Genomic DNA, 24,350 nt, shown 5'->3' on the forward strand with positions numbered 1-24,350 from the left:
GCAGGAGATGGGCAGGGCCTCGATGCCGGTCGGTTGGTGCGCTGCCGCACAGACACCGGCCGCCCTGGCGCAGAATGATGCGAACTTTGGAAGCGCTCCGCCATGGCATCGTCGCCGCGTTCGTCTTCATTGAATGCGGCTGCCCCGCGCAACGGCCTGCTCGAGGCCATTCCCGCCGAGGTGATGGCCCGGATGGAGCCCTTTCTCGAGCGCGTGCCGCTGCGGCTGGGAGAGGTGCTCTACGAATCGGGCGTCGTGCAGCAGCATGTCTTCTTCCCGATCGACTGCATCATCTCGCTGCTGTACGTGCTCGAGAACGGGCAGTCGGCCGAGATCGCCGTCGTCGGACTCGAAGGCATGGTGGGCGTGTCGCTGCTGATGGGCGGCGGCAGCACGCCCAACCGCGCGGTGGTGCAGAGCGCGGGCCACGCCCTGCGGCTGGGCGCGAGCCATGTCCGCGCGCTGACGGAGCAGGGCGGTCCGCTGCTTCACCTGCTGCTGCGCTACACGCAGTCGCTGATCACGCAGATGTCGCAGACGGCGGTGTGCAACCGGCACCATTCGCTGGAGCAGCAACTGTGCCGCTGGCTGCTGCTGAGCCTCGACCGGCTGCCCGGCAACGAACTGGTGATGACCCAGGAGCTGATCGCCAACATGCTCGGCGTGCGGCGCGAGGGGGTCACCGAAGCGGCCGGCAAGCTGCAGCGCCTGAAGCTGATCCGATACGCGCGGGGCCGCATCACGGTGCTCGACCGCCCGGGCCTCGAGCAGCAGGTGTGCGAGTGCTACGAGGTCGTGAAGCGCGAGACCGATCGCCTGCTGCCGCGCCGCCTGGCGACCTGAGCGCGCGGGCGCGCACTGCGCCCGTGTGCGCCTTCGCACAGACGCGGCCGCGGCCCTCGGACAGAATGCGCTCGCTCGCGCATTCCCGCGCGGCACTTCGCTACAGGCGGCTCAGTGACACCAGACCCGACCCGCCCCGTGCTCAATCGCCTGCTCGAGGCGCTCCCGCCGAGCGACAGGGCGCACCTGCTCGAACGCTGCGACAGCGTGCCGCTCGCGCCGCCCCAGGTCCTCTACGAGCCGGGCGACGTCATCGATCACATCCATTTCCCCACCAGCGCCTTCGTCTCGCTGGTGTCCACCGCCGACGGCCACGATGGCCTGCAGGCGGGCATGGTGGGCAACGAGGGCGCGCTGGGCTGGGAGCTGTCGCTGGGCGTGCAGCGTGCGCCGCTGCGCGCGCTGGTGCAGGGCCCGGGCCTGGCGTGGCGCCTGACGGCGCACGCCTTCGCCAGGGAGCTGTCGCGCAGCACGCCGCTCGCGCGCGTGCTGCATCGCTACGTGTGCGTGCTGCTGACCGAGTTCGGCCGCTCGGGCCTGTGCCACCGCTTCCATGCGATCGAGCAGCGGCTGGCGCGCTGGCTGCTGACCACGCAGGATTGCGCGCATTCCACGCAGCTCGCGCTGACCCATGAGGCGCTGGGCCACATGCTGGGCGTGCGCAGGGTCGGCATCACCAACGCCGCCACCGCGCTGCATGCGCGGCATCTGATCGACTACCGGCGCGGCGTGATCACGATCACCGACCGCGCGGGCCTGGAGCAGGCCGCGTGCGATTGCTACCGGGCCCACCGGCGCAGCTATTCGGAATTGATCCCTGAGGGCTCGCGCCGCTAACCCGTGCTGCGCAGGTCGTGCTCCCGCAGCATCACGGGCGGCGTCGATCCCTGGGCCAGCCGGCGCCGCACGGCGGCATCGATCTCCTCGGCATGCGATGCATAGGTCTCGAGCGGATCGGCGTTGTCGCCGGTGCGGAAGTGGTAGTGCAGGGTCGTCTTGCCGATGCTGGCGTCGACCGAGCGACCGTCGACCGTCACGAAGAAGCGCACCGCGTTCGAGGCATCGTGGAAGAAAGGGGTGTCGGACATCGTGCTAGCTCCCGCGGGCAGCGCGCCGCGTCGTCACAGGCCGAACCCCGACGGGCCGCGGGCCCGCTCTTTCTCGGCCGCGATGGCCGACAACCCCGCCGGCGTGATCTGGCGCACGTACACGGCATACATGGCCGGTATCCGCTTTTCGGACCGGAGCTGGCCCGTGACCTCGATCATTCCGGCCCCGACCAGCCGCCTGGCCGCGGCGATATCCGCCGACAGGGCCAGCATCCGGGGCGGCATCATGCGGCCCAGGCGAACCAGCAACTGGATGTCCATCTCGTCGCCGGTCGAGAACTTCGCTCGCGCCGGTGGCCGCAGCTGCGGCCACCCGGGGGTCTGGGTCATCGGCATGCTCATTCCTTGTAGCTGCCGGATTGCAGCAGTTTCCGTTCGAGTTGCAGTTCCAGGGCCTCGACCATGCCGTAGGCCTCCATGTACTTCTCGTTGGCGCCGACGGCGCGCCACGCGTCGCGCTTTTCTTCTTCCTGCGCGATGCGCTGTTCGAGTGCGGCGATGTCGTGGGCCAGTGTCATGGAGCGTTCCGGGCAGGTGGGACTTCAGCGTGCGCCATCGATGCGCGCCTGTCCGTTCGCTGGCGCACCGAACTGCCGGTGGCTGCATGTCTTTTCCTCGAGCCAGCGCCCGCGCGCGCTTTCCGCACGCAGGCCGCGATGCAGCACATCGAGGTCCACCGAGCACTCCAGCACCACCTGCTGGAGGCGACAGGCGCTCGCGGCCGTTGCCTCCGCCGAACCCGTGCGCACGGCCGAGCGCAGCCGGACATTGAGGGCCTGCAGCAGCGCCATGCGGTGCTCGAAGGCATCGCAGCCCGGGGGCGGTGGCGGCGGGTTCGCCGAGTTCCGCGCGGCGCCGCGGAAGCGGGGAACGAAGGGGGTGGGGATCATGGGATGCCGAGCCGAGCTGCTGCGCGAATGCGCGACACCCGGTTCTAGCCCTCACGACGCGCCGTTGTCTGTGCGCCAACTCGCATAGCGTGCCCGCGGCAGCGGCTTCGATGCCTAGAAATACGCATCGATCGCCCAGAGCACGAGCAGCACGGCGACGTAGAGCACGCCGGCGAGGATCAGGGCGGCGCGCAGCGATCCCATCTCGGGGGGCGCGGACGCGACGACCGGCAGCTCCACGGCGGCGGGAAGGACGGGGAGGGGCTTTTTCATGGGAACGCTTTCATTGCAAGCCATGGCGTCGAGCGGTGCATCCGGTTCGGGTGTCCGCTGCGCCGGGCAGCGGGCCCACGCTACGCCTGTTTGCTCCCAAGGGCTCGACTTTCGTGCGCGTCGCAGCCGTGCAGTCGCATCGCGCGCCGCCTTGTAGGCCAACAGGCCTTTCTCGCGCGCAGGCCGATGAAACGAGCACGGGTGGCCGAAAGAGAGTACGGTCGGCAGACGTTCACAGTTCTCGCGATCGCGCGGCAGCTCTTGATCCGTCACAAGGAGCCGTAGCCATGTCAGCCCCCCTCTCGTCCATCCCTTCGCACGCCGACCTCATCGGCAGCGACGTCGATTCCCTCGCCTCCCACATGCGCCATTGCGCGCGCGCGCACGGCCGCTGGTCCTCGCTGCGCGGCCGCCTGCAGCAGCTGCACGCGCTCGCGGCCGGCCGCATCGTCACCCTGGCATGCGCCGCCGTGGTGCTCGGCATCGGCCTGTTCCTCGCGGCTTGAGCGCCGCGGCCATCGTCCACAGGCTCGACGGACTGAGCGCCTACGCGCGCAACCTGCTGCTGCACCCGCACGATCCGGTGGCGCCGCCGATCCGCGCGGAGCTGTTCGGCGCGCAGCGTTTCGAACAGCACGGGCGCAGCCTCGCGCGCGCGCAGGCGGTGGTGGCGGACGACGACCGCGCGCGCCACGCACGCGAGCGCGCGCCGTTCTTCCCGCGCGTGCACGAGAACCTCGAGTCGCTGCGCAGCGCCTTCGACTACATCGCGCTGATCTCGCAGAGCGGGCGCTACGTGTCGCCGGCCGCGGAATGGCTGCTCGACAACTTCCACCTGGTCGAGGCCCAGCTGCAGCAGATCCAGGACGGCGTGCCGCGCAGCTACTACGCGCGCCTGCCCAAGCTCGCGCGCGCGCCGCTGGCCGGCCTGCCGCGCGTCTACGGCATCGCCTGGGCCTACGTGGCCCACACCGACAGCGTGCTCAACCAGGCGCTGTTCACCGCCTTCCTCGATGCCTACCAGGACGTCGACGAGCTCACGCTGGGTGAACTCTGGGCGCTGCCCACCACCTTGCGCGTGGTGCTGCTCGAGAACCTGCGCCGCGTGGCCGAGAGCATCGCCGAGCACAAGGTGGCGGGCGAGATCGCGCACGCGGCCTGGGACGCGGCCGCGCGGCTCGACGCGGCCGACCTCGACGTGCTGTTCCGCGCGCTGCACAGCCACGGCCTGCAGCACAGCTACCTCACGCAGCTGTGGCAGCGCCTGCCCGGCGAGCATGGCGAGAACATGCCCGCGCTGGTGCGCTGGACCGAGCTGCACTGCCCGAACGGCGCGGCGCTGATCCGCGATGCGCAGGACGCGCAGGTGGCCGCCAACCTGACGGTCGGCAACATCATCACCACGCTGCGCATGGTCGGCCAGGTGGAGTGGAACGACCTGATCGAGCCCGTGAGCCGTTCGCTGCGCGTGCTGCGCGAATTGCCGAGCTTCGCCGCCGAGAGCGAGCCCACGCGCCAGCAGATCACGCATGCGATGGAGCAGGTGGCGCGCCAGAGCCGGCGCTCCGAGCGCGACGTGGCGCAGGCCGTGGTGCAGCTGGCCATGGCGGCCGCGCACGACGGCAGCTATACGCGCGAACCCGACGTCGACCCCGCGGACGAGACCGCCGGCTACTACCTGTTCGGCCAGGGCCTGCCCGCGCTCGATGCGCTGCTGCGCCCGCGCGCCGATGCCGCGGGCCCTCGCGCACGCCGCGCCGCGCGGCACGGCGCGCGCTCGTGGCGGCTGCCGCTGTACGCCTTCGCGGTCGTGCTGGTCACCGGCCTGCTGTTGCTGGCCGCCGCGCGCGGGCTGCCGCACCGCGGGGACTGGTTGTCGGTGCTGGCGCTCGTGCTGCTCGCCTGGCCGCTGTCGGAAGCGGTGACCGCGCTGGTCCAGCGCATCGTCGCGGAATCGGTGCGCGTGCAGGCGCTGCCGCGGCTCGATTTCGCGGCCGGCATTCCCGCGCGGCACCGGGTGCTGGTCGCAGTGCCGGCCATGCTGGTCTCGGCCGAGGGCAACGCGCAGCTCGCGCACCGGCTCGAGCTGCACTGGCTCGCCAACCGCGAGGCGCACGCCCAGTTCGCGCTGCTGACCGACTGGGTCGATGCGCCGCTGGCGACGCTGCCCGGCGACGCGCCGCTGCTCGAGGACGCGCTCGCGCGCATCGCGGCGCTCAACGCGCGCCATCCCGCGGCCGAGGGCGCACTGCCGCGCTTCGTGCTGCTGCACCGCCCGCGCAGCTGGAGCGACACCGAGCAGCGCTGGATCGGCTGGGAGCGCAAGCGCGGCAAGCTCGAGATGCTGCTGCGCCTGCTCGCGCAGGGCGAGGCCGACGGCTTCCTGCCGCTGGCGCCCGGCAGCTTCGCGGCCGGCCGCACGCCCTACGTGCTCACGCTCGACAGCGACACCGTGCTGCCGCCCGGCGCGCTGCGCGAGCTGGTCGCGGTCGCCGCGCATCCGCTCAACGCGCCGCGCGTCGATGCCGCGCGCCGCCGCGTGGTCAGCGGCTACGGCATCCTGCAGCCGCGCATCGTCACGCCCTTCGGGCCGCGCGAGGAGCGCTCGCTGTTCCGCTGGATCTTCGCGGGCGCCTGCGGGCTCGATCCCTACAGCAACAGCGCCTCCGACGTGTACCAGGACGTCTTCGGCAGCGGCTCGTTCACCGGCAAGGGCCTGCTCAACGTGCGTGCCGTGCATGCGGTGCTCGACCGGCGGCTGCCCGACGACGCGGTGCTGAGCCACGACCTGCTCGAAGGCTCGATGGCGCGCTGCGCGGTGGTGAACGACCTGGTGCTGGTGGAGGACTTCCCGCACCACGCGGGCGTGTTCGCCTCGCGCGTGCACCGCTGGGTGCGCGGCGACTGGCAGCTGCTGCCGCTGATGCGGCGCGCCCGCCACTACGGCATCGACGGCGTGGGGCTCTGGAAGATGGGCGACAACCTGCGCCGTTCGATGGTGGTGCCGGCCTCGTTCGCGCTGCTGGTGCTGGTGGTGTTCACGCATGCGTTGCCGCTGGGCTGGACCTTGCTGGCCGTGGCCGCGGGGCTCACCATCGGCCCGGTGCTCGGCGCGCTGGCCGGGCTGGTGCCGACGCGGCGCGCCATCGAGCTGCGCCATTTCTTCGACGTCGGCGCGGTCGAGCTGCTGCGCGCCCTGGCCGGCGCGGCCTGGCAGTTCGTGCAGCTCGCCGCGCAGGCGCGGATGCTGCTCGACGCGATGGCGCGCGCGCTCTGGCGGCTGCTGGTGAGCCGGCGGCGCCTGCTGCAATGGACCACCGCCGCGCAGTCGCAGGCTCAGTCGAGCCAGCGCCTGGCCGCGTTCCTGCGCGGTGGCGGCGCGGTCGGGGGCACCTGCCTGCTGCTGGCCGTGGCCGCGCACTACAGCGACTGGCCGGTGCTGGCCCCGTTGCTGTTCGTGCTGTGGGCACTGGCGCCGGTCGCGGCCTGGTGGGGCAGCCGGGTCGAGACCGGGCGTCCCGATGCGCTCGACACCGGCCAGCGCGACTACCTCGAGGCGCTGGCGCGCGACACCTGGCGCTTCTTCGAGCACGTGGTCGGCGCGCAGGACAACCACCTGCCGCCCGACAACCTGCAGACCGATCCCGAGCCGGCCCTGGCGCACCGCACCTCGCCGACCAACATCGGCATGTACCTGCTGGCGGCCGCCTGCGCGCGCGAGTTCGGCTGGATCGGCAGCACCGAGCTGGTGGCGCGGCTGACGGCCACGCTCGGCAGCGTCGACCGGCTGCACAAGCACCAGGGCCACCTGTGCAACTGGTACGACACGCAGACGCTCGAGCGGCTGGCGCCGGCCTATGTCTCGAGCGTGGACAGCGGCAACCTGGCCGGCCACCTGATCGCGGTGGCGCAGGCCTGCCGTGCCTTCGCGGCGCAGGATGCGGCCGGCGGCGGCGCGGCCGGGGCACCGAACGGCGAGGCCCTCGAGGCGCTCGCGCGGCGCTGCGAGGCGCTCAGCGACGGCATGGACTTCCGCGGCCTCTACGACCCGAAGCGGCACCTGTTCCACATCGGGCTGCGCGTGGACGACGACGTGCTCGACGCCAGCTACTACGACCTGATGGCCTCGGAGTCGCGGCTGCTGAGCTTCCTCGCGATCGCCAAGGCCGACGTGCCGCGGCGCCACTGGATGGCGTTGGGCCGGCCCTTCCTGCTGGTGGGCTTCCGGCCCGGCCTCAAGTCGTGGTCGGGCTCGATGTTCGAGTACCTGATGCCCTCGCTGGTGATGCCCGAGCCCGACGACGGCCTGCTGCAGGTGGCCAACGCCGCCGCCATCGCCGAGCACCGGGCCTTCGCGCGCGCGCAGGACCTGCCCTGGGGCGTGTCGGAGTCGGCCTATCACGGCCGCGACCATTCGCTGGCCTACCAGTACGCGCCTTTCGGCGTGCCGCGGCTCGCGCTGCGCCGCACGCCGCCCACCGACCGCGTGGTGGCGCCCTATGCGAGCGCGCTGGCCGCGGTGCTCGCGCCGGCCGAGGCGACCGACAACCTGCGGCTGCTCGAATCGCTGGGCGCGCGCGGCGCCTACGGCTTCCACGACGCGGTCGACTTCACCGCCTCGCGCCAGCACGAGGGCCAGGCCTTCACCGTGGTGCGCAACTTCATGGCGCACCACCAGGGCATGACCCTGGTGGCGCTGTGCAACGTGCTGCGCGACGACGCGCCGCGCCGCTGGTTCGGCAGCGCGGCCGTGGTGGAGGCGCATCTCTCGCTGCTGCACGAGCGCACGCCGCGCCAGATCATCGGCAGCGCCGACCCGCGCTCGCCGCCCGAGCCGAGCCGCGGCGAGCTGCCGCCGATGTTCCAGCCGCGGCTGGTCGATCCGCTGGCACCGGGCCCGCAGCCCACGCACCTGCTGTCGAACGGCCGCTACACGGTGGCGCTGCGCGCCAGCGGCGCCGGCGTGAGCCGCTGGCGCTCGTTCAACGTGACGCGCTGGCGCGACGACCCGCTGCGCGACGGCTACGGCACCTTCTTCTACCTGCGCGACGACGCGAACGACACGCCCATCTCGCTGACCGCGCTGCCCGCACCCGGCATCGACTGGGACTACCGCACCCGCTTCCTCGCCGACCAGGTGCAGTTCGATGCCAGCGGGCCGGGCCTGCAGGTGCGCACCACGGTGCTGATCAGCCCCGAGGACGACACCGAGCTGCGCAGCATCACGCTGCAGAACACCAGTGACCGCACGCGCACGCTCGAGCTGTTCTCGTACTTCGAGCCGGTGCTCTCGAACCCCAAGGCCGACGAGGCCCATCCGGCCTTCGCCAACCTGTTCGTCGAGTCGCGCTGGCGTCCGGACCTGCGCGCGCTGCTGATGTCGCGCCGGCCGCGGCTGCAGGGCGATCCGGCGGTGGCGGCCGTGCATTTCGTGGCCTCGGTCGATGCCCACGTGATCGCCATCGACTGCATGACCGACCGGCGCGCCTTCGTCGGCCGCAACCGCACGCTGGCGGCGCCGGCGATCGACATGCAGCCGCTCGATGCCACCGGCGCGCCCATCAACGGCCTCGATCCCATCGCCTGCCTGCGCGTGCGGCTGTCGATCGCGCCGGGCGCCACCGCGCGGCTGGGCTTCGCCACCGCGGCCGACGACAGCATCGAGGCGCTGATGCCCACCATCGACCGCTACCTCGAGCCGATGCACGTGGAACGCACGAAGCGCATGGCCGCCACGCTGGCGCAGGTGCGGCTGCGCGACCTGACGATCACGCCGGCGCAGAACGTGGCGCTGCAGGACCTCACCACCATCCTCACCTACACCACGCCGCGTCCGATAGGCGAGCGCGGCCTGTTCGACCTGCGGCAGATCTGGCGCTTCGGCATCTCGGGCGACAAGCCGATCGTGCTGGTGCTGATCCACTCGGTGAGCGGCATGGGCCTGGTCAACGCGCTGCTGCGCGCGCAGCCGTGGTGGGGCTTCGGCGGCGTGGCCTGCGACCTGGTGGTGATCAACGGCGAGCCGGCCTCCTACCTGCTGTCGCTACAGCGCGAGATCGAGACCTTGCGCCAGCGCGTGCTGCAGCAGACCCGCAACAGCTTTCCGCGCAACGACACGGCCGGCTTCTACCTGCTGCACGAGCAGGAGGTGTCGGCCGCCGAGCGCGCGGCGCTGTCGAGCATGGCGCGCGTGGTGTTCACCGCCGACGGGCGTGCGCTCGACGTGCAGGTGGCCGCGCTGCGCGAGGCGCGCGGCATGGGGCCGTGGGCGCCCGAGGCCGTGCTGCCGCCGGCCGTGCCGCTGGCGGCCGGCGTCGCGTCGACCCTGCCGACCGAAACCGTCGCGGGCGAGTTCGATGCCGCGAGCGGCGAGTTCCGCTTCGAGGTGGGCCTCGCGCGCCGCACGCCGCGCCCATGGATCAACGTGATCGCCAACGCGGGCTTCGGCTTCCAGGTCTCCGAGTGGGGCAACGGCTTCACCTGGGCCGGCAACAGCCGCATGCACCAGCTCACGCCGTGGTCGAACGACCCGGTGCAGGACCCGGCCTTCGAGCACTACCTGCTGCAGGACCTGGCGACGCGCGAGCTGCTGCCGCTCACGCCGGCTGGACGAGGTGGTGGCGACGGTGCGCCCGACGACCTGCTGCACCGCGTTCGCCATGGCCAGGGCTACACCGTCTTCGAATGCCGGCTGGGCGGGCTGTCATTGAGCACCACCTTCCTGGCCGACCGCGACGATGCCGTGAAGCTGGTGCACGTGCGCCTGCGTAACGAAGGCAGCGGCACGCGCCGGCTGCGCGCGCTCGCGATGGCCGAATGGCAGCTGGGCGCCGCGCGCGGCGAGCGCCGCAGCGTGCGGACCTGGAAGCAGGACGACCTGCCGGCCGTGTTCGGCGAGCAGCGCGAATCGAGCGGCGGCTTCGGCGGCGGCACCGCCTTCCTGATGCTCGCGGGCCTGCCGGGCGCCACCCAGTGGACCTGCGACCGCAACGAGTTCTTCCGCGGCCGCGGCATCGTCGAGGTGCCCGACAGCCTCGGGCGCCGCGGCGGCAGCGGGCTCGATGCCTGCGCGGCCGTCGATGGCGAATTCCGGCTGGCCGCGGGCGAGGGCGCGAGCTTTACCTTCGTGCTGGGCCATGCCGACAGCGCCGAGGCCGCCATCGCGCTCGCGCGGCGCTGGCGCGAACGCGACGTGCCGGCCGCGCTCGCGCAGGTCGGCGGCTTCTGGGACGAGCTGCTGGGCCGGCTGCGGGTGCGCACGCCCGATCCGCTGTTCGATGCGATGGTCAATCGCTGGCTGGTCTACCAGACCCTGGCCTGCCGGCTGTGGTCGAAGGCCGGCTTCTACCAGGCCGGCGGCGCCTTCGGTTTCCGCGACCAGCTGCAGGACGCGATGGCCTTCGCGCTCACCGATCCGAAGCGGCTGCGTGCGCAGATCCTGCTCAACGCGGCGCGCCAGTTCCCCGAGGGCGATGTGCAGCACTGGTGGCACATGCCCGGTGGCGCCGGCGTGCGCACGCATTTCTCCGACGACCTGCTGTGGCTACCCTTCGCGGCCGCGCACTATGCGCAGGTGACGGACGACACCACGCTGTTCGACGAGAGCGTGGGCTTCATCGAGGGCGCGGCGATCCCGGCCGGCGCCGAGGACGCCTACTACACGCCGCAGCATGCCGGCCGTGTCGCCAGCCTGTACGAGCACGGTGCGCTGGCCATCGACCGCAGCCTCGCGACCGGCGCGCATGGCCTGCCGCTGATGGGCACCGGCGACTGGAACGACGGCATGAACCGGGTCGGCCACGAGGGCCGCGGCGAATCGGTCTGGCTCGCATGGTTCCTCTGCAGCGTGGTCGAGCGCTATGCGCCGATTGCGCAGGCCCGCGGCGAGACCGAACGCAGCGCGCGCTGGCTGCGTGCGCGCGAGGGCTGGATCGCCGCGCTGCACGACGCGGGCTGGGACGGCGCCTGGTTCCGCCGTGCCTTCTTCGACAACGGCGCGCCGCTGGGCTCGGCCGCCAACGACGAGTGCCGCATCGACCTGATCGCGCAGGCCTGGTCGGTGTTGTCGGGCGCCTCGGACGAGGGCCACACCCACGCCGCGATGGCCGCCGCGAAGACGCATCTGCACGACGACACGGCCGGGCTGCTGCGCCTGCTCGCGCCACCGTTCGTGCAGTCGACCAACAACCCCGGCTACATCCAAGCCTATCCGCCGGGCGTGCGCGAGAACGGCGGGCAGTACGCGCATGGCGCCGTGTGGGGACTGATGGCGCAGGCGCTGCTCGGCGACCGCGAGGCGGCCTGGGCGAGCTTCGAAGGCCTGAGCCCGGCCCATCGCGCCAGCGATCCGCGGCGCGGTCCGGCCTACGAACTCGAGCCCTACGTGATGGCCGGCGACATCTACGGCGCCGCCCCCTACGTGGGACGCGGTGGCTGGAGCTGGTACACGGGCTCGGCCGCATGGCTGCACCGCGCGGCGGTCGAGACCTTGCTGGGCCTCACGGTGAAGGGGCACGCGCTGTCGCTCGCGCCGCGCGTGCCCGCGCACTGGCCGGCCTTCGAGATCGAACTGCGGCTCGGGGAGCGCGCGTTCACGCTGCAATGGGGCGCGCCGCAGGGCGCTGCCGCCGCCACCCACCATGCGGTGGAGGGCGACTGGATCGACTGGCAGGCGCTGCCCGCGAAGGCGGTGGTGCGGATCGGGAAGCGCATGAGCGCCTGAGCCGCCGGCCAGGCGTTCTCGCCGGCGCCCGGCTCACAGCAGCCCCGTCAGGGTCGCGCGGCTCACGGCCTGTGCGCGCGAATGCACGTTGAGCTTCTTGTAGATGTTCTTCATGTGGGCATTGACGGTCTGCATCGAGATGCCGAGCGCCAGGCTCACCACCCGCGATGCCTGCCCCCGCGCCACGCAATGAAGCACTTCGCGCTCCCTCGTCGTGAGCACGATGTCCAGGGGGTGGGGTTCGGGGGCGGGCCCGTCCACCGAATGCCGCCCCATGCGCGCCAGCAGCCGCCGCGACAGCCTGGGCGTGATGGCCGCGCCACCGTTGACCACCTGCAGCACGGCCTGCGCGAAGCTCTGCTGCCAGGCGTTCTTCAGCAGGTAGCCCGTGGCGCCGACCTCGAAGGCGCGCAGCACGTGGGCGTCGTCCTCGAGCGCGGAGACCACGATGATCTCGCAGTGGCTCTGCTGCTTGCGCGCATCGCGGATCAGTTCGAAGCCCGAGCCGTCGGCCAGGCGCAGGTCGAGCATCAGCACGTCGAACTCTTCCGACGCGAGCAGGCGCCGCGCGTCGCGCGCGCTGCCGGCCTGGCCCTGGAGCCGGATACGCATGTCCGACAGCAGCTCCTGCGCGATGACGCGGCGCATGCCCTCGTCGCCGTCCACCAGCAGCACGCGCACGGGGGCGTCGTCCTGCCCGGTCATGAAATGCGGCCACTGCGGCTCGCCGGGCCGGCAGACCCCGGTTCCGTCACGGGTTCGGTAGCGGGTGATGCGGCCGCCGTCGAGCCTGGCGAACGTCTCGGAATCGGACGATGTTTCGTCGGTCATGAGTAACTCCCTTGTGTCAAAGCGACCTGAATGTTTTATGGGGTCGCGGAATCCACGAATGGAGTACTTTCTAATTGCTTTGAATGTAGGCCAGGGCGCTGTCGATACCGCAAGCGAGGGGTGATGGGTACGTAGTCGAAAGGCCCAAGTTGCCCACCGCGACGGCGGAACTCCTGTACGCTGCATCACGAGTCAACCAAGGAACCGTGATGAAGAAGAAGACTGCGATCGTCACGGGCATCAGTGGCCAGGACGGCGCCTATCTGGCGCAACTGCTGCTGGCCAAGGGCTATGTGGTCCATGGCACCTACCGCCGCACCAGCTCGGTCAATTTCTGGCGCATCCAGGAGCTCGGCATCCAGGACCATCCCGATCTGCATCTGGTCGAGTACGACCTCACCGACCAGGGAAGCTCGCTCAGCCTGGTTCAGCAGACCGAGCCCGACGAGATCTACAACCTCGCGGCGCAAAGCTTCGTCGGCGTCAGCTTCAACCAGCCCGTGGCCACGGCGCACATCACCGGCATCGGGGCGCTGCACCTGCTCGAGGCGATCCGCCTCATCGACCGGCGGATCCGCTTCTACCAGGCATCGACCTCCGAGATGTTCGGCAAGGTGCAGGCCGTGCCCCAGGTCGAGGGCACGCCGTTCTATCCGCGCAGCCCCTACGGCGTGGCCAAGCTCTATGCGCACTGGATGACCGTCAACTACCGCGAGAGCTACGACATCTTCGGCAGCTGCGGCATCCTCTTCAATCACGAAAGCCCCCTGCGCGGGCGCGAGTTCGTGACGCGCAAGATCACCGATGCCGTGGCCCGGATCAAGCTGGGCAAGCTCGACGTGCTGGAGCTCGGCAACCTCAATGCGCAGCGCGACTGGGGCTTTGCGCGGGAGTACGTGGAGGGCATGTGGCGCATGCTGCAGACGAGCGAGCCCGACACCTACGTGCTGGCGACGAACCGTGCCGTGACCGTGCGCGACTTCGTTCGCCTGGCGTTCCGGGGCGCGGGGATCGAGGTGGAATTCAGGGGCGTCGACGAGGCGGAGACCGCCGTCGACACGGCCACCGGCAAGACGGTGCTGCGCGTGAATCCGAAATTCCACCGCCCCGCCGAGGTCGACCTGCTGATCGGCGACCCCAGCAAGGCCAGGGACCAGCTGGGATGGGCGCCCACGACCACGCTCGAGCAACTCTGCCAGATGATGGTGGACGCCGACCTGCGGCGCAACGAGGCCGGCTTCTCGTTCTGAGCGCCGCGCCGTCTCAGGCCGGCTGCGCTTCGGGCAGGGGACGCGGGCTGTTCCACTCCACCGTCGGCGTCGCGACGGCGCCTTCGCCGGCGACCGACAGCAGCGCCTGGTTCTGCGCATCGCCGCGATCCGCCACGATGCCGCAGCGCCCGTAGCTGTCGTCGAAACGCACGATGTCGTCCTCGCCCAGGTAGCTGCCGGTCTGCACCTCGATCACCTCCAGCGTGGTCTTGCCCGGATTCTCGAGCCGGTGCACGCAACCGAGCGGCAGGTAGATCGATTCGTTCTCGCGCACCAGCCTGACCTTCCCGTCGCAGGTGGTCTTGGCCGTGCCCTGCACCACGATCCAGTGCTCCGAGCGGTGGTGATGCATCTGCAGCGACAGCTTGGCGCCGGGCTTGACCGTGATGTGCTTGACCTGGAAGCGCTCGCCGTTGTCGATGCTGTCGTACGCCCCCCAGGGCCGCACCGTGCGCCGGTGCTCGGTGGCCTCGGGCCGGCCCTCGAGCGCCAGCATGCGCACCACCTCCGCGACCTGCTCCACGCAGCCCGTGCTCGCGACCAGCAGCGCATCGGGCGTGTCCACGATGATCAGGTTCTCGGTGCCCAGCGCCACCACCGGGCGGTGCGGCGCATGGATGAAGGTGTTGCGCGCGCGCAGGCTGCGGCCCTTGCCGCTCGTGCGGTTGCCTGCTTCGTCGGCGGCGTGCAGTGTCGCGACCGCGTTCCAGCTGCCCACGTCGCTCCACGCGCCCTCGAAGCGCACCATCGCGATGTCGGGGTGCTTCTCGAGCACCGCGTAGTCGATGCTCTCGCTGCGGCAGGCCTGGAAGGCCTCGGCGCCGAGGCGGCGGAAACTGCCGTCGATCGACGAGGTCGCGAGCGCGCGCTCGCAGGCGAGCAGCACGTCGGGTGCATGCGCGCGCAGGGCCGCGACCAGCGTGCCGGCGCGCACGAGGAAGATGCCCGCGTTCCAGCAGAAGCCGCCGTGCGCGAGCAAGGCCGCCGCCACCTCGGCCTGGGGCTTCTCGAGGAAGCGCGCGACCGCATGGCTGCGGCCGTCGGCCGAGGCGGTCCCCACCTCGATGTAGCCGTAGGCCGTGCTCGCGAAGGTCGGCGCCACGCCGAAGGTCACGATGCGACCGGCGCGCGCGGCCTCGACGCCGGCGCGCACGGTGTGCGCGAACAGCTCGGCATCGGGGATGTGATGGTCGGCGGGCGCGAACAGCAGCAGCTCGTCGGCCCCGGCCTGCAGCGCCGCCACCGCCATCGCGGCCGCGGTGTTGCGCCCCACGGGCTCGAGGATCTGGCACCCGCCGACGCGGGCGGCATCCACCGTCTCGCGCACCAGGAAGCGGTGTTCCTCCGCGGCGATGCAGGTGATCTCGCCATGCAGGCCGCGCAGGCGCTCCAGCGTGAGCTGCAGCAGGCTCTTGCCGCCCACCAGCGGCGCGAACTGCTTGGGCAATGCCTTGCGCGACAGCGGCCACAGGCGCGTGCCGCTGCCGCCGCACAGCACGACGGGATGGATGATGGAAGTGGTCATGGCGTGTCCGATGAAAGGAAAGGGAGAGGAAGAGAAGGGAGGCGGCTCAGAGCTGGCCGGTGTGCGTCGCGAAGCTCACGGCCTGCGCGCGCGAGTGCACCTGCAGCTTCTTGTAGATGTTCTTGATGTGGGCATTGACGGTCTGGCCCGAGATGCCCAGCCGCTCGCTGATCTCCTTGGAGACGCAGCCGCGCGCCACGCAGCGCAGCACCTCGCGCTCGCGCGTGGTCAGCGTGGCCTCGCGCTGCGGCGCATCGGGTGGTGGATCGCCGGCCTGCTGGCTCAGGCGCGCGAGCAGGCGGCGCGACAGCCGCGGCGTGATCGCCGCGCCGCCGTTGACCACCTGCAGCACGGCCTGCGCGAAGCTCTGCAGCCAGGCGTTCTTCAGCAGGTAGCCGGTCGCGCCGAGCTCGAAGGCGCGCATCACGTGGGCATCGTCCTCGAGCGCCGAGACCACGATGATTTCGCAGTAGCTGTGCTGCTTGCGTGCCTCGCGGATCAGGTCGAAGCCGGTGCCGTCGCCCAGGTGCAGGTCGAGCATCAGCACGTCGAACTCCTGCGACGCCAGCAGGCGCCGCCCCTCGCGCACGCTGCCGGCCTGCGCCTGCAGCTGGATGCGCATGTCCGACAGCAGCTCCTGCGCGATCACGCGCCGCATGAACTCGTCGTCGTCCACCAGCAGCACGCGCACCGGTGCGTTCTCCTGCCCGGTCAGGAAGTGCGGCCACTGCGGCTCGGCCGGCGGGCAGACGCCCGTGGTGTAGCTCGCGCGGCGCGCGAAGGTCCGGCCGGACTCCGGCGTCTCTAGAGAGGAAGGAACGGTATCGGACATGAAGAGATCCCTGGTTGAGTGGAAGGCGTTCTGGGTAGCGGGAGCGTTGGGGGTGACGGCGGCGGCGGCGGCGGCGCGGCCTCGTCGAAGCCGTGCGGATTGCCGACCTGCCAGCGCCAGCTGTCGGCGCACATGTCGTCGAGGCTGCGGCGCGCGCGCCAGCCGAAGCGGGCCTGGGCGCTGCCCGCGTCGGCCCAGTAGGCCGGCGCGTCGCCGGGGCGCCGCGGCCCCAGGCGCAGCGCGATCGCGCGGCCGCTGGCGCGCTCGAAGGCGGAGACCACCTCGAGCACCGAGGCGCCGCGCCCCGTGCCGAGGTTGGCCATCAGGATCCCCGGCTCGCGCGTCACGTGGCGCAGCGCGGCCACATGGCCCTCGGCCACGTCCATCACGTGCACGTAGTCGCGCACGCCGGTGCCGTCGGCGGTGTCGTAGTCGGTGCCGTGCACCACCAGGTGCGCGCGCGTGCCCACCGCCACCTGCGAGATGTAGGGCATGAGGTTGTTGGGGCGGCCGTTCGGGTGTTCGCCGATCAGGCCGCTCTCGTGCGCGCCCACGGGATTGAAGAAGCGCAGGCAGGCGATGCCCCAGCGCGCGTCGGCGTGCGCCAGGTCGAGCAGCACCGTCTCCACCATGGCCTTGGTGCGGCCGTAGGGATTGACGGCGGCGTGCGGCGCGCTCTCGGGGATCGGCGAGCGCGCCGTGTCGCCGTACACCGTGGCCGAGGACGAGAACACCAGCCGGCGCACGCCGGCGCCGTCCATGGCGCGCACCAGCGCCAGCGTGCCCGCCACGTTGACCTCGTAGTAGCCGAGCGGGTCGTCCACCGAATCGCCGACCGCCTTCAGCCCCGCCAGGTGCAGCACCGCGCCGAAGGCATGCGCGGCGAACACCCGTTCGAGCGCCGCGGCGTCGCGCACATCGGCGCGCACCAGGAGCGGCGCCACGCCCGTGATGGCCGCGATCCGCTCCAGCGAGCGCGCGCTGCTGTTGACCAGCGTGTCGAGCACCACCGGCAGGTAGCCCGCCGCGATCAGCGCCACGCAGGCGTGGCTGCCGATGAAGCCCGCGCCGCCGGTCACGAGGATTTTGGGAGGGGAGAAGGCGGCGTTCATGGCGATGCGGGCTGCTCGCTGCGGTTCGCGAGGCAGCGCAGCAGCTCGGCCTCGAGGCGCCGGAAGATCGCGTCCTGGTCCAGCTCGGCCTCGGCGAAGGCGCGGCCGGCCGCGCCCAGGGCCTCGCGCCGCGAACGGCAGGCCGCGAGCTGCGCGATCGCGTCGGCGAGCGCGCGCGCGTCGCCCGGCGGCACCACCACGCCGCGGCCCGTCACGGCGCGGCCGAGCTCGGTGTCGGGATGCGCGGTCACGATCACGGCCCGGCCGCTCGCGAGCATGCCGGTCAGCTTCGAGGGCATCACCAGGTCGGCGGCGTCGGCGCGTTGCGGCAGCACGTGGATGTCGGCGCTGCCGAGCAGCTCGTCGAGCCGCTCGGCCGGTTGCAGGTCGAGGAAGTGCACGTGGCGCAGCCGCAGGCAGGCATCCATCAGCGCCGCGCGGCTCGGTCCGTTGCCGCAGATGACGAAGTGCAGCGCCGGCGCATCCGCCAGCAGCGCGGCGGCTTCGGCCAGCAGCTCGATGCCCTGCTTGTGGCCCAGGCTGCCCGCGTAGAGCACCAGCACCGCGCCGGGCGCGATGCCGAGCGCGGCGCGGTAGCCGCCGGCGGGGTTGGGTGCCTCGGGACCGCGTGGAGGCGCGGGCCGGATCGCGCGCAGGTCGACGCCGTTCGGGAACAGCACCAGCCGCTCGGGCGCCACGCCCTTGTCGCGGGCCTTGGCGAGCATCGCGGCCGAGATCGTCGAGACGCGGTCGAAGCGGCCCATCAACCAGCGCTCGGCCGCCAGCGCCATGCGCCGCACGCGGCCACCGCGCACCAGGCCCAGGCCGAAGGCCGCGTCCACCTCGTAGTCCTGGATATGCAGCCACGATTTGCAGCGCAACAGCTTCGACAGCAGCAGCACGCCGGGCGCGCAGAACAGCGGCGGCTCCACCACCATCACCACGTCGGGCCGCCAGCGCGCCTGCGCCAGCAGCAGCGGCAGGCTCGACAGCATGAACGACGCGAGGTGCGCGAGGCGGGCCAGCGTGCGCGGACGCGCGGGCACCCAGGTCGGCGCGCGCCAGACATCGACGCCGTGCCAGTCGCCGCGGCGGTAGGCCCAGGCCGAATGGCCCTCGGCCACCTGCCACTGCGGAAAGAAGGGCGGCGCCGCGATCACGCGCACTGCGTGGCCCCGCGCGCTCAGCCAGCGCGCCATTTCGCCCGAGTACTTGCCCACGCCGGCCAGCTCGGGCGCGAAGTTCATCGAGTGCAGCAGGATCTTCATGGCCGGCTCCGCCATGCGCCGCGCGCCATGCGCACGATGGGAAATATGCCGAACTCCAGCCGCATGCGCAGCTCGTAGAGCACGAAGTCGCTGACGCAGGCGAGCAGGAACACGTAGTGCGGCTGGCCCGGAAAGGCCCGGATCACCACGGCGTACGACAGCAGCCGCAGCGCCACCTCGAGCATCGCCCAGCGTGCCAGCGAGGCCACCGGCACGCGCAGCGCGAGCAGCATCTCGTGGTGCACGGTGTAGGTGCGCAGCAGGAAGTAGGGCGCGATGCACAGGAAGATCTCGAGCGCCTCGCGGCCGACCTTCAGCAGCGGCGCGGCCAGCACGATCAGCGCGGCCAGCCCCGCGAACAGGCCGCAGCCCAGCAGAAAGGATTGCCGTGCGAGCTTGAACACCGAGGCATCGAGCGCCTCGGCGCTCGCCGTGCGCATCGCCGGGGTCTTGGTGTAGAGGAAGGCCTGCACAAACTGCGAGGGCGCCTCGGCCAGCAGGAACGCGAGCTTGAAGGCGCCCACGTAGCCCAGCGGCATGAAGAAGGCCACCACCAGCAGGTCGGACTTGCGCAGCAGGAACAGCAGCAGCGAATAGACGGTCGCGCCGCCCTGGGCCGAGAGCGCCAAGGTGGCGGCCCCGCGCGGTGGCCGGCCGGCGCGGCCCGCGCGCACGATGGCCGCGGCCACCAGCACGAAGGCGAACAGGTTGATGGCCAGCAGCTGCGGCACGTCCAGGGCGTCGCCCGCGTGGCCCAGCGCGGCGAGGCCCGCCACGCCCAGCACCAGGATGCTCGAGCGCACACCGGATTCGAGGTTCAGCAGCCCCGCGTGGCCGAGCCCGCGGCTGTAGGCGAGCCGCAGGCTGTTGAACGAGAAGACGGCGAGCGTGGCGGCGACCAGCACCAGCGCCGTGGCGGACGCGGGCACGCGCTGCAGCGCCAGCATGCCGAGCGCCAGCAGCAGCGCGATCGGCAGCCCGATCGCGAGCGTGCGCACCAGGTCGCCGCGCTGGATGCGCGGGCCCGGGCCGGCGGCGTGGCGCGAGAACAGCAGCGAACTGCCGAGCGTGCCGATCACCAGCGCTGCCTCGAGCACCGACTGGTAGATCGAGTAGGCACCGAAGCGCGCGGGCGCCACGTGGGCGGCCAGCAGGAAGACGGCGAGGAAGCCCGAGAGATAGACATAGAAGCGCGACGCCAGCGCGCCCAGCCCGTGCAGCGGCAACGCGCGCAGCAGCCCCGCGGCGGGCAGGCTGCGCAGCACGGGCGGCAGGCGGAGCGGTCGGATCGGCATGGCGGGTGTCGCGATCGGCGCGTTACTTCGAGGGCGGCAGGTCGGCGAGCCGATCCGCGGCGGGGGCGCGCCGCGCGAGCAGGCCCATGCCGAAGGCCCGGTTCTTGGCCCGGCGCGCGAACTGCAGCCCGTAGGTCAGCAGCGCGACCCGGCGCGTGCCGCCGCGCAGCGCATGCGCCATCGCCAGCTTCGCGCGGCCCTGGAAATGCAGGGCCAGCGCGTTCACGGTCTCGCCGGCCTGTGTCGTGAGGCAGGGCTGGCCGTCGCGGTAGGTCAGGTGCTTGGCACCGCCCAAGAGCCGGAATTCGTTGGCGCGCAGGTTGTGGGCGCTGCTGATGTTGTGGTCGATCACGCAGCCGCCGAACACGCGGTTGATCGGCCGCGCATTGCCGCTCGCCTGGGCCCACAGATGCAGCAGCGTCATGTCCGACACGCCGCCGCGCTCGCCCCGGGCCGCGAAGCGCGCGGCTATCTCGCGCAGCGTCGCGCGCCCCGCGCGGCTCGTGTAGGTGTCGAGCACGAAGGCGACGAAGCCCGCGAGGCCCGCGGCGCTCCAGTAGCTCACGTGCGGCGATATCTGGCACGGGTCCCAGCCATCGAGGGGCTCGATGAACGAGCCCGAGAAGTCAGCCTCTCCGACCAGCCGACGCACGTGCGCACCGAGGCCGCGGAACAGCAGCACGTCGCTGTCGAGCAGCACGAACTCGCGGCATTCGGGCCGCGCCTCGAGGTGGGCCGCCAGCAGGAAGTAGCGCCGGAAGCAGATCTTCTCGAACGCGGGCGTGTTGCTCGACAGGTGCACGTAGCTGCGGCACAGGCGCTCGTAGTCCGCGCCGGCCTCGGTGCCCGCGAGCACCAGCAGGTTCTCCCGCGCGCGGGCCGCCGATTCGCGGCACAGCGCCAGGGTCTTGTTCTGGCGGTCTTCCACCACGATGAAAAGAAGCGGTTGGGTCATGGTCGGCGAGGCCTGGGGCGGGAGCGGTGAATTCAGGGAGCGGGCGCCGTCGCGCTGCGCACCAGCGCGACATGCGCGGGCAGGAAGCGGAAGTCGGCGTCGAGCGGCAGGTCGAGCGTGAACAGCCCCTTGCGCGCGACCGCCTCGGCGATCCAGCCGCGCAGCTGGGCCGCGGCGAAGCGCGGCGCGGAGACGCGGCCCCACGAGGCGGCCAGCGGCGTCAGCACGTGGAACATCAGGTCCGAGGGCGGCGCGGCCAGCTGCGCGGGCGGGTCCATGAACTCGCCGGCCATCAGGTTCTGGCAGGGCGCGGCCTTGAGGCTGAAACGTTGCGGCCCTTCGCCCGCGTTGAAGGCGAGCCAGCGGTCGCTCGCGCCGCTGCGCGCGGCGCCGCACAGCGCGTTCCAGTCGGAGGGCGTCATGTCGCGCGTGTTGTAGGTGCCGTCGAACCACCAGCCGCGCACCAGCGTGCCGTAGCGCTGCGACCACTCGCCGATCACCTGCGACCAGCCGGCGATGAAGCGCGCGGGCGGCGGCTGCTGTTCCGAGACGTCGCCTAGGCAGCCCATCAGGTAGCGATCGTCCTGCGGCGCGCGAAACGGCAGGTACAGCACCATCGCGATGCCGCGGCGGCGCAGCGCGCGGCCGATCTCCAGCGGCAGGTCGCGCGGCGGGCGGTCGCGTGCGCTGGCCGGGCACAGCGCCTCGAGCGCGGCATTGGGCGCGATGTACTGGCCGCTGTTCTGCCCCAGCGTGAGCACCAGGTAGGAGGCGCGCATCTCGGCCAACTGGGTCGCGAAGGCTTCGACGTCGAAGCGCGCCATGTCGGCGATCGAGCGGCGGTCGGGCAGGTAGTGGACCATCACGCCGAAGCCGGGCGGTGCCAGCGCGGGCCATTGCGCGGCGAGGCTCGGGTCTGCGGGAACGGTGGTCTGGGCGACGGCCGCCGTGGAGGCGAACAGCGTCGCCGCCACGATCCGAGCCAGGAAGAAGCGAAGCGTGCGGGTCATGGCAGTACGCCCTCCAGGGAAGCGGCCGTGCGCTGCAGCCCGAGATAGCGCGCCGCCACCGCCGCGGGCGCGCAGGCCGGCGCATTCGCCCATGCCGGGCGTGCCTGCCGGTGCGCCGCGAGGTGGCGCGCCAGCGCGTCCAGGTCGCAGCACTGCTCGTCGACGAGGAAGGCATAGCCGCCGAACAGCTCGCGGTGCACGGGGATGTCCGACAGCAGCAGCGGCACGCCCAGCGTTGCCGCCTCGGCGGCGGAGAGGTTGAAGCCCTCGAAGCGCGACAGCGAGATGAAGGCCTGCGCGCCGCGGTAGAGGCCGATCAGCTCCTCGCGCGACACCAGCCCGCGGTGGCGCACGCAGCCGCGCAGCGAGGGCACCTCGGCCGCGACCATGCGCGCCACCTCGGCCGCGCCGTTGCCCGTGATGTCGAGCCGGTCGACCAGCCCCGCGCGCTTCATGCGCTCGAACAGCCGCAAGGTGCCGCCGAAGTTCTTGTGCGGGTAGTAGTGGTAGGCCGCGATCAGGTAGCGCTCGCCCGCGGGCGCGGCCTCGGGCGGGGTCTGCATGGCGACCGCGTCGACCGGGTTGAAGATCACCGTCGAATGCGCGCAAGACCCGAAATGGCGCTCGAAGTCCTGCTGGCTGCTGCGGCTGATGAACACCACCTGCGCGTGGCTGCGCGCGAGCCGGCGCAGGTTCCAGTCGAGCCAGAGCCGCTTGGCGCGGCTGAAATGCTCGGGATGGGCCTTGTACTGCAGGTCGTGCACGATCACGATCGCGTCGCGGTGCCGGCCGAACAGAGCGAAGGGCAGGAAGTAGTTGGGGAACAGCGAGCACAGCCGCCGTTCCGCGCGCCAGGCATGCAGCTGGTGGAGGTTGTAGAGCAGCGTCTCGAGCACGAAGCGGCTGAGCCCGCTGCGGCGCGCGAGCTCGAACAGCCGCGGGTGCCGCTCGCTGGCCGAGGCGATCGCCTCGCCGGCCGACAGCCGCATGCTGCGCAGCAGCACCTCGCAGACGTTGAGCACGCCGCCGGCGCCGCGGTTGAGCCGCAGCGTGTCGTAGAAGAGGTAGTCGGGCATCGAGGAGTTCATGTGTTGGCGGCAGGACGGGGTACGAGCGCGCGGCGCGCGGGACCGAAGCCGGTGCACAGGGCACCGACCAGCAGCGCCGCGATCAGCCCCGAGGCCGCGAACGGACCCCAGCCCAGGATCGGCCCGCGCATGAAGGGCACGTAGGCCGCGAGCAGCACCAGTGCCGCGAAGTAGCCGCGCGAGAGCGGGCCGTGCGTGTCGATCGCGCGGTCGACCCGGCGGAACAGGCTCGAGAGCAGGAAGCCGAACACCAGCGGGCCCGGCAGGCCGAAGTCGAAGAAGACGGTGGCGAATTGCGCCAGCGACAGGTTGCTCTGCGAGAAGTTGCCGAGCACGGCGGGCCAGCCCAGCGGGTCGAAGTCGGGAAACAGCTTCATGTCGCGCGGCAGCACGAACGAGAAGCCCGACAGCAGGTAGCGGCCGAAGCCGAGATCGGGCGACGGTGCGCGCTCCAGCAGGGCGGCCACCACGTACATCGCATCGAAGTCGGGGCTGTAGGGAAAGGTCGCGAGCGACTCGCCCCACATGCTGCCGCGCGATAGCAGGTTGAACACCGGGCCCAGGCCCGCGATGGCGGCGAAGACGACGAAGGCCAGGGTCCAGCGCCGCGAGCGGCCGAGACAGTGGATCAACAGCGGCAGCAGGCCGATCAGCAGGATCTGGCGCGCGGTGTTGACCGGGTTCGCCGCGATGGCGGCCGCGGCCAGCGCCAGCGCGGCCAGGCACCAGGCAGTGGCCGTGCGCTGGCGCAGCGCATGGATCGCCAGCGCGACGAAGCACATCAGCACCACCAGCTTGGGCAGCGTCGAGTAGACGATGAAGTCCAGCGGCGGGTTCTCGATCTCGCCGGGCAGGCCGCGCGCCACGAAGTTGAGGTCCGCGCGCGCCAGCAGCACCGCGAAGGCCGCGCCCAGCAGGCCCAGCAGCAGCAGCGGATGCGCCGCGCCGGGCGCCGGCGCGGTGCCCGCGATGCCCGCGATGTGGTGCAACGGTGGATCGACGACGCCGAAGCGCGCCGCCTCCACGCCGGCCATGTACAGCAGCAGCAGCATCAGCGCCTGCGTGTGCGCCACCGTGCCGATCACGCCGGCTTCCCAGAAGCTCAGGTCCTGCGCGATCTGGATCGCCGGCGCGAGCGAGAAGTAGGTCAGCAGGGTGGTGTAGTGCACGAGCAGGAACACGCTCGCGCCCGGGCCGCCGAGCAGCGCGAGCTGCAGCAGCGACAGCAGGAACACCGCCGCGTAGCCCCACACCGGGTCGAGCAGGCCGCACAGCATCGCCGCGGCGAGGCCGCACCAGAAGCACAGGGTTCTCATGGGCGTCTCG

General features: G+C 71.7%; 20 protein-coding genes. 5 read left to right on the forward strand and 15 right to left on the reverse strand.

What is annotated here, in order from left to right; genetic code table 11:
- Positions 1–102 precede the first annotated feature (102 nt).
- Positions 103–843 (forward strand): Crp/Fnr family transcriptional regulator, encoded by a 741-nt coding sequence (locus AC07RV_RS02260; protein WP_296775688.1) that lies wholly within the window; start codon positions 103–105, stop codon positions 841–843.
- Positions 844–981: 138 nt separating this feature from the next.
- A complete protein-coding gene (locus tag AC07RV_RS02265; protein WP_296775690.1) occupies positions 982–1,680 on the forward strand; it encodes a Crp/Fnr family transcriptional regulator in 699 nt (232 codons plus the stop codon).
- On the opposite strand, the gene AC07RV_RS02270 is transcribed toward AC07RV_RS02265, so the two are convergent.
- The 5 genes from AC07RV_RS02270 to AC07RV_RS02290 form a co-directional block, all read right to left on the reverse strand.
- Positions 1,677–1,931 carry a DUF1488 family protein gene (locus AC07RV_RS02270; protein WP_296775693.1) on the reverse strand — a complete coding sequence of 85 codons (255 nt, stop codon included), beginning with the start codon at positions 1,929–1,931 and terminating at the stop codon, positions 1,677–1,679. The two genes, AC07RV_RS02265 and AC07RV_RS02270, sit on opposite strands and share 4 nt — an antisense overlap.
- Before the next feature lie 33 nt (positions 1,932–1,964).
- Positions 1,965–2,282, reverse strand: a complete 318-nt coding sequence (locus AC07RV_RS02275; RefSeq protein WP_256222818.1) for a hypothetical protein — start codon at positions 2,280–2,282, stop codon at positions 1,965–1,967.
- Between the two features lie 8 nt (positions 2,283–2,290).
- Positions 2,291–2,470, reverse strand: a complete 180-nt coding sequence (locus tag AC07RV_RS02280) for a hypothetical protein (RefSeq protein WP_093350121.1) — start codon at positions 2,468–2,470, stop codon at positions 2,291–2,293.
- Between the two features lie 24 nt (positions 2,471–2,494).
- Positions 2,495–2,842, reverse strand: coding sequence for a hypothetical protein (locus AC07RV_RS02285; RefSeq protein ID WP_093350118.1), 348 nt, complete (start codon positions 2,840–2,842; stop codon positions 2,495–2,497).
- A gap of 114 nt (positions 2,843–2,956) precedes the next feature.
- The gene (locus tag AC07RV_RS02290; protein WP_296775701.1) at positions 2,957–3,115 is read right to left on the reverse strand and encodes a hypothetical protein; all 159 of its coding nucleotides are present in this window, start codon (positions 3,113–3,115) and stop codon (positions 2,957–2,959) included.
- 287 nt (positions 3,116–3,402) lie between these two features.
- Between AC07RV_RS02290 and AC07RV_RS02295 the strand changes: the two genes are divergently transcribed.
- Both AC07RV_RS02295 and AC07RV_RS02300 read left to right on the forward strand, forming a co-directional pair.
- Positions 3,403–3,621, forward strand: a complete 219-nt coding sequence (locus AC07RV_RS02295; RefSeq protein WP_093350115.1) for a hypothetical protein — start codon at positions 3,403–3,405, stop codon at positions 3,619–3,621.
- The gene (locus AC07RV_RS02300; protein ID WP_296775705.1) at positions 3,618–11,837 is read left to right on the forward strand and encodes a glycoside hydrolase family 94 protein; all 8,220 of its coding nucleotides are present in this window, start codon (positions 3,618–3,620) and stop codon (positions 11,835–11,837) included. Before AC07RV_RS02295 ends, AC07RV_RS02300 begins: the two co-directional genes overlap by 4 nt.
- A gap of 33 nt (positions 11,838–11,870) precedes the next feature.
- On the opposite strand, the gene AC07RV_RS02305 is transcribed toward AC07RV_RS02300, so the two are convergent.
- A complete protein-coding gene (locus AC07RV_RS02305) occupies positions 11,871–12,542 on the reverse strand; it encodes a response regulator transcription factor (RefSeq protein WP_296775834.1) in 672 nt (223 codons plus the stop codon).
- A gap of 335 nt (positions 12,543–12,877) precedes the next feature.
- Here AC07RV_RS02305 and gmd point away from each other — a divergent pair, with 335 nt between their 5' ends.
- A complete protein-coding gene (gene gmd / locus AC07RV_RS02310; protein ID WP_296775708.1) occupies positions 12,878–13,918 on the forward strand; it encodes a GDP-mannose 4,6-dehydratase in 1,041 nt (346 codons plus the stop codon).
- Positions 13,919–13,931: 13 nt separating this feature from the next.
- Here the strand turns inward: gmd and AC07RV_RS02315 are convergent, their stop codons facing one another.
- The 9 genes from AC07RV_RS02315 to AC07RV_RS02355 are packed head-to-tail and all read right to left on the reverse strand — an operon-like array spanning position 13,932 to position 24,340.
- Entirely contained in the window at positions 13,932–15,464 is a 1,533-nt protein-coding gene (locus AC07RV_RS02315; protein WP_296775711.1) for a mannose-1-phosphate guanylyltransferase/mannose-6-phosphate isomerase, read from the reverse strand.
- A 46-nt stretch (positions 15,465–15,510) separates the two neighbouring features.
- The gene (locus AC07RV_RS02320; RefSeq protein WP_296775713.1) at positions 15,511–16,296 is read right to left on the reverse strand and encodes a response regulator transcription factor; all 786 of its coding nucleotides are present in this window, start codon (positions 16,294–16,296) and stop codon (positions 15,511–15,513) included.
- Positions 16,269–17,408: a UDP-glucose 4-epimerase GalE gene (gene galE / locus AC07RV_RS02325; protein WP_296775716.1), complete on the reverse strand. Its 1,140-nt coding sequence runs from the start codon at positions 17,406–17,408 to the stop codon at positions 16,269–16,271. Before galE ends, AC07RV_RS02320 begins: the two co-directional genes overlap by 28 nt.
- A complete protein-coding gene (locus AC07RV_RS02330) occupies positions 17,405–18,676 on the reverse strand; it encodes a glycosyltransferase WbuB (RefSeq protein WP_296775718.1) in 1,272 nt (423 codons plus the stop codon). The genes galE and AC07RV_RS02330 overlap by 4 nt, the downstream gene beginning before the upstream one ends.
- Positions 18,673–19,971, reverse strand: coding sequence for a lipopolysaccharide biosynthesis protein (locus AC07RV_RS02335; RefSeq protein ID WP_296775721.1), 1,299 nt, complete (start codon positions 19,969–19,971; stop codon positions 18,673–18,675). The genes AC07RV_RS02330 and AC07RV_RS02335 overlap by 4 nt, the downstream gene beginning before the upstream one ends.
- Positions 19,972–19,993: 22 nt before the next feature.
- Entirely contained in the window at positions 19,994–20,926 is a 933-nt protein-coding gene (locus tag AC07RV_RS02340; protein WP_296775724.1) for a hypothetical protein, read from the reverse strand.
- Between the two features lie 32 nt (positions 20,927–20,958).
- Complete coding sequence (locus AC07RV_RS02345) at positions 20,959–21,936, reverse strand: hypothetical protein (protein ID WP_296775727.1); 978 nt, start codon at positions 21,934–21,936, stop codon at positions 20,959–20,961.
- Positions 21,933–23,024 (reverse strand): glycosyltransferase, encoded by a 1,092-nt coding sequence (locus AC07RV_RS02350; RefSeq protein ID WP_296775731.1) that lies wholly within the window; start codon positions 23,022–23,024, stop codon positions 21,933–21,935. Before AC07RV_RS02350 ends, AC07RV_RS02345 begins: the two co-directional genes overlap by 4 nt.
- A complete protein-coding gene (locus AC07RV_RS02355) occupies positions 23,021–24,340 on the reverse strand; it encodes a hypothetical protein (protein ID WP_296775734.1) in 1,320 nt (439 codons plus the stop codon). Before AC07RV_RS02355 ends, AC07RV_RS02350 begins: the two co-directional genes overlap by 4 nt.
- Positions 24,341–24,350: the final 10 nt, after the last annotated feature.

This window comes from Variovorax sp. GW821-FHT09B01 (genome assembly GCF_059418345.1).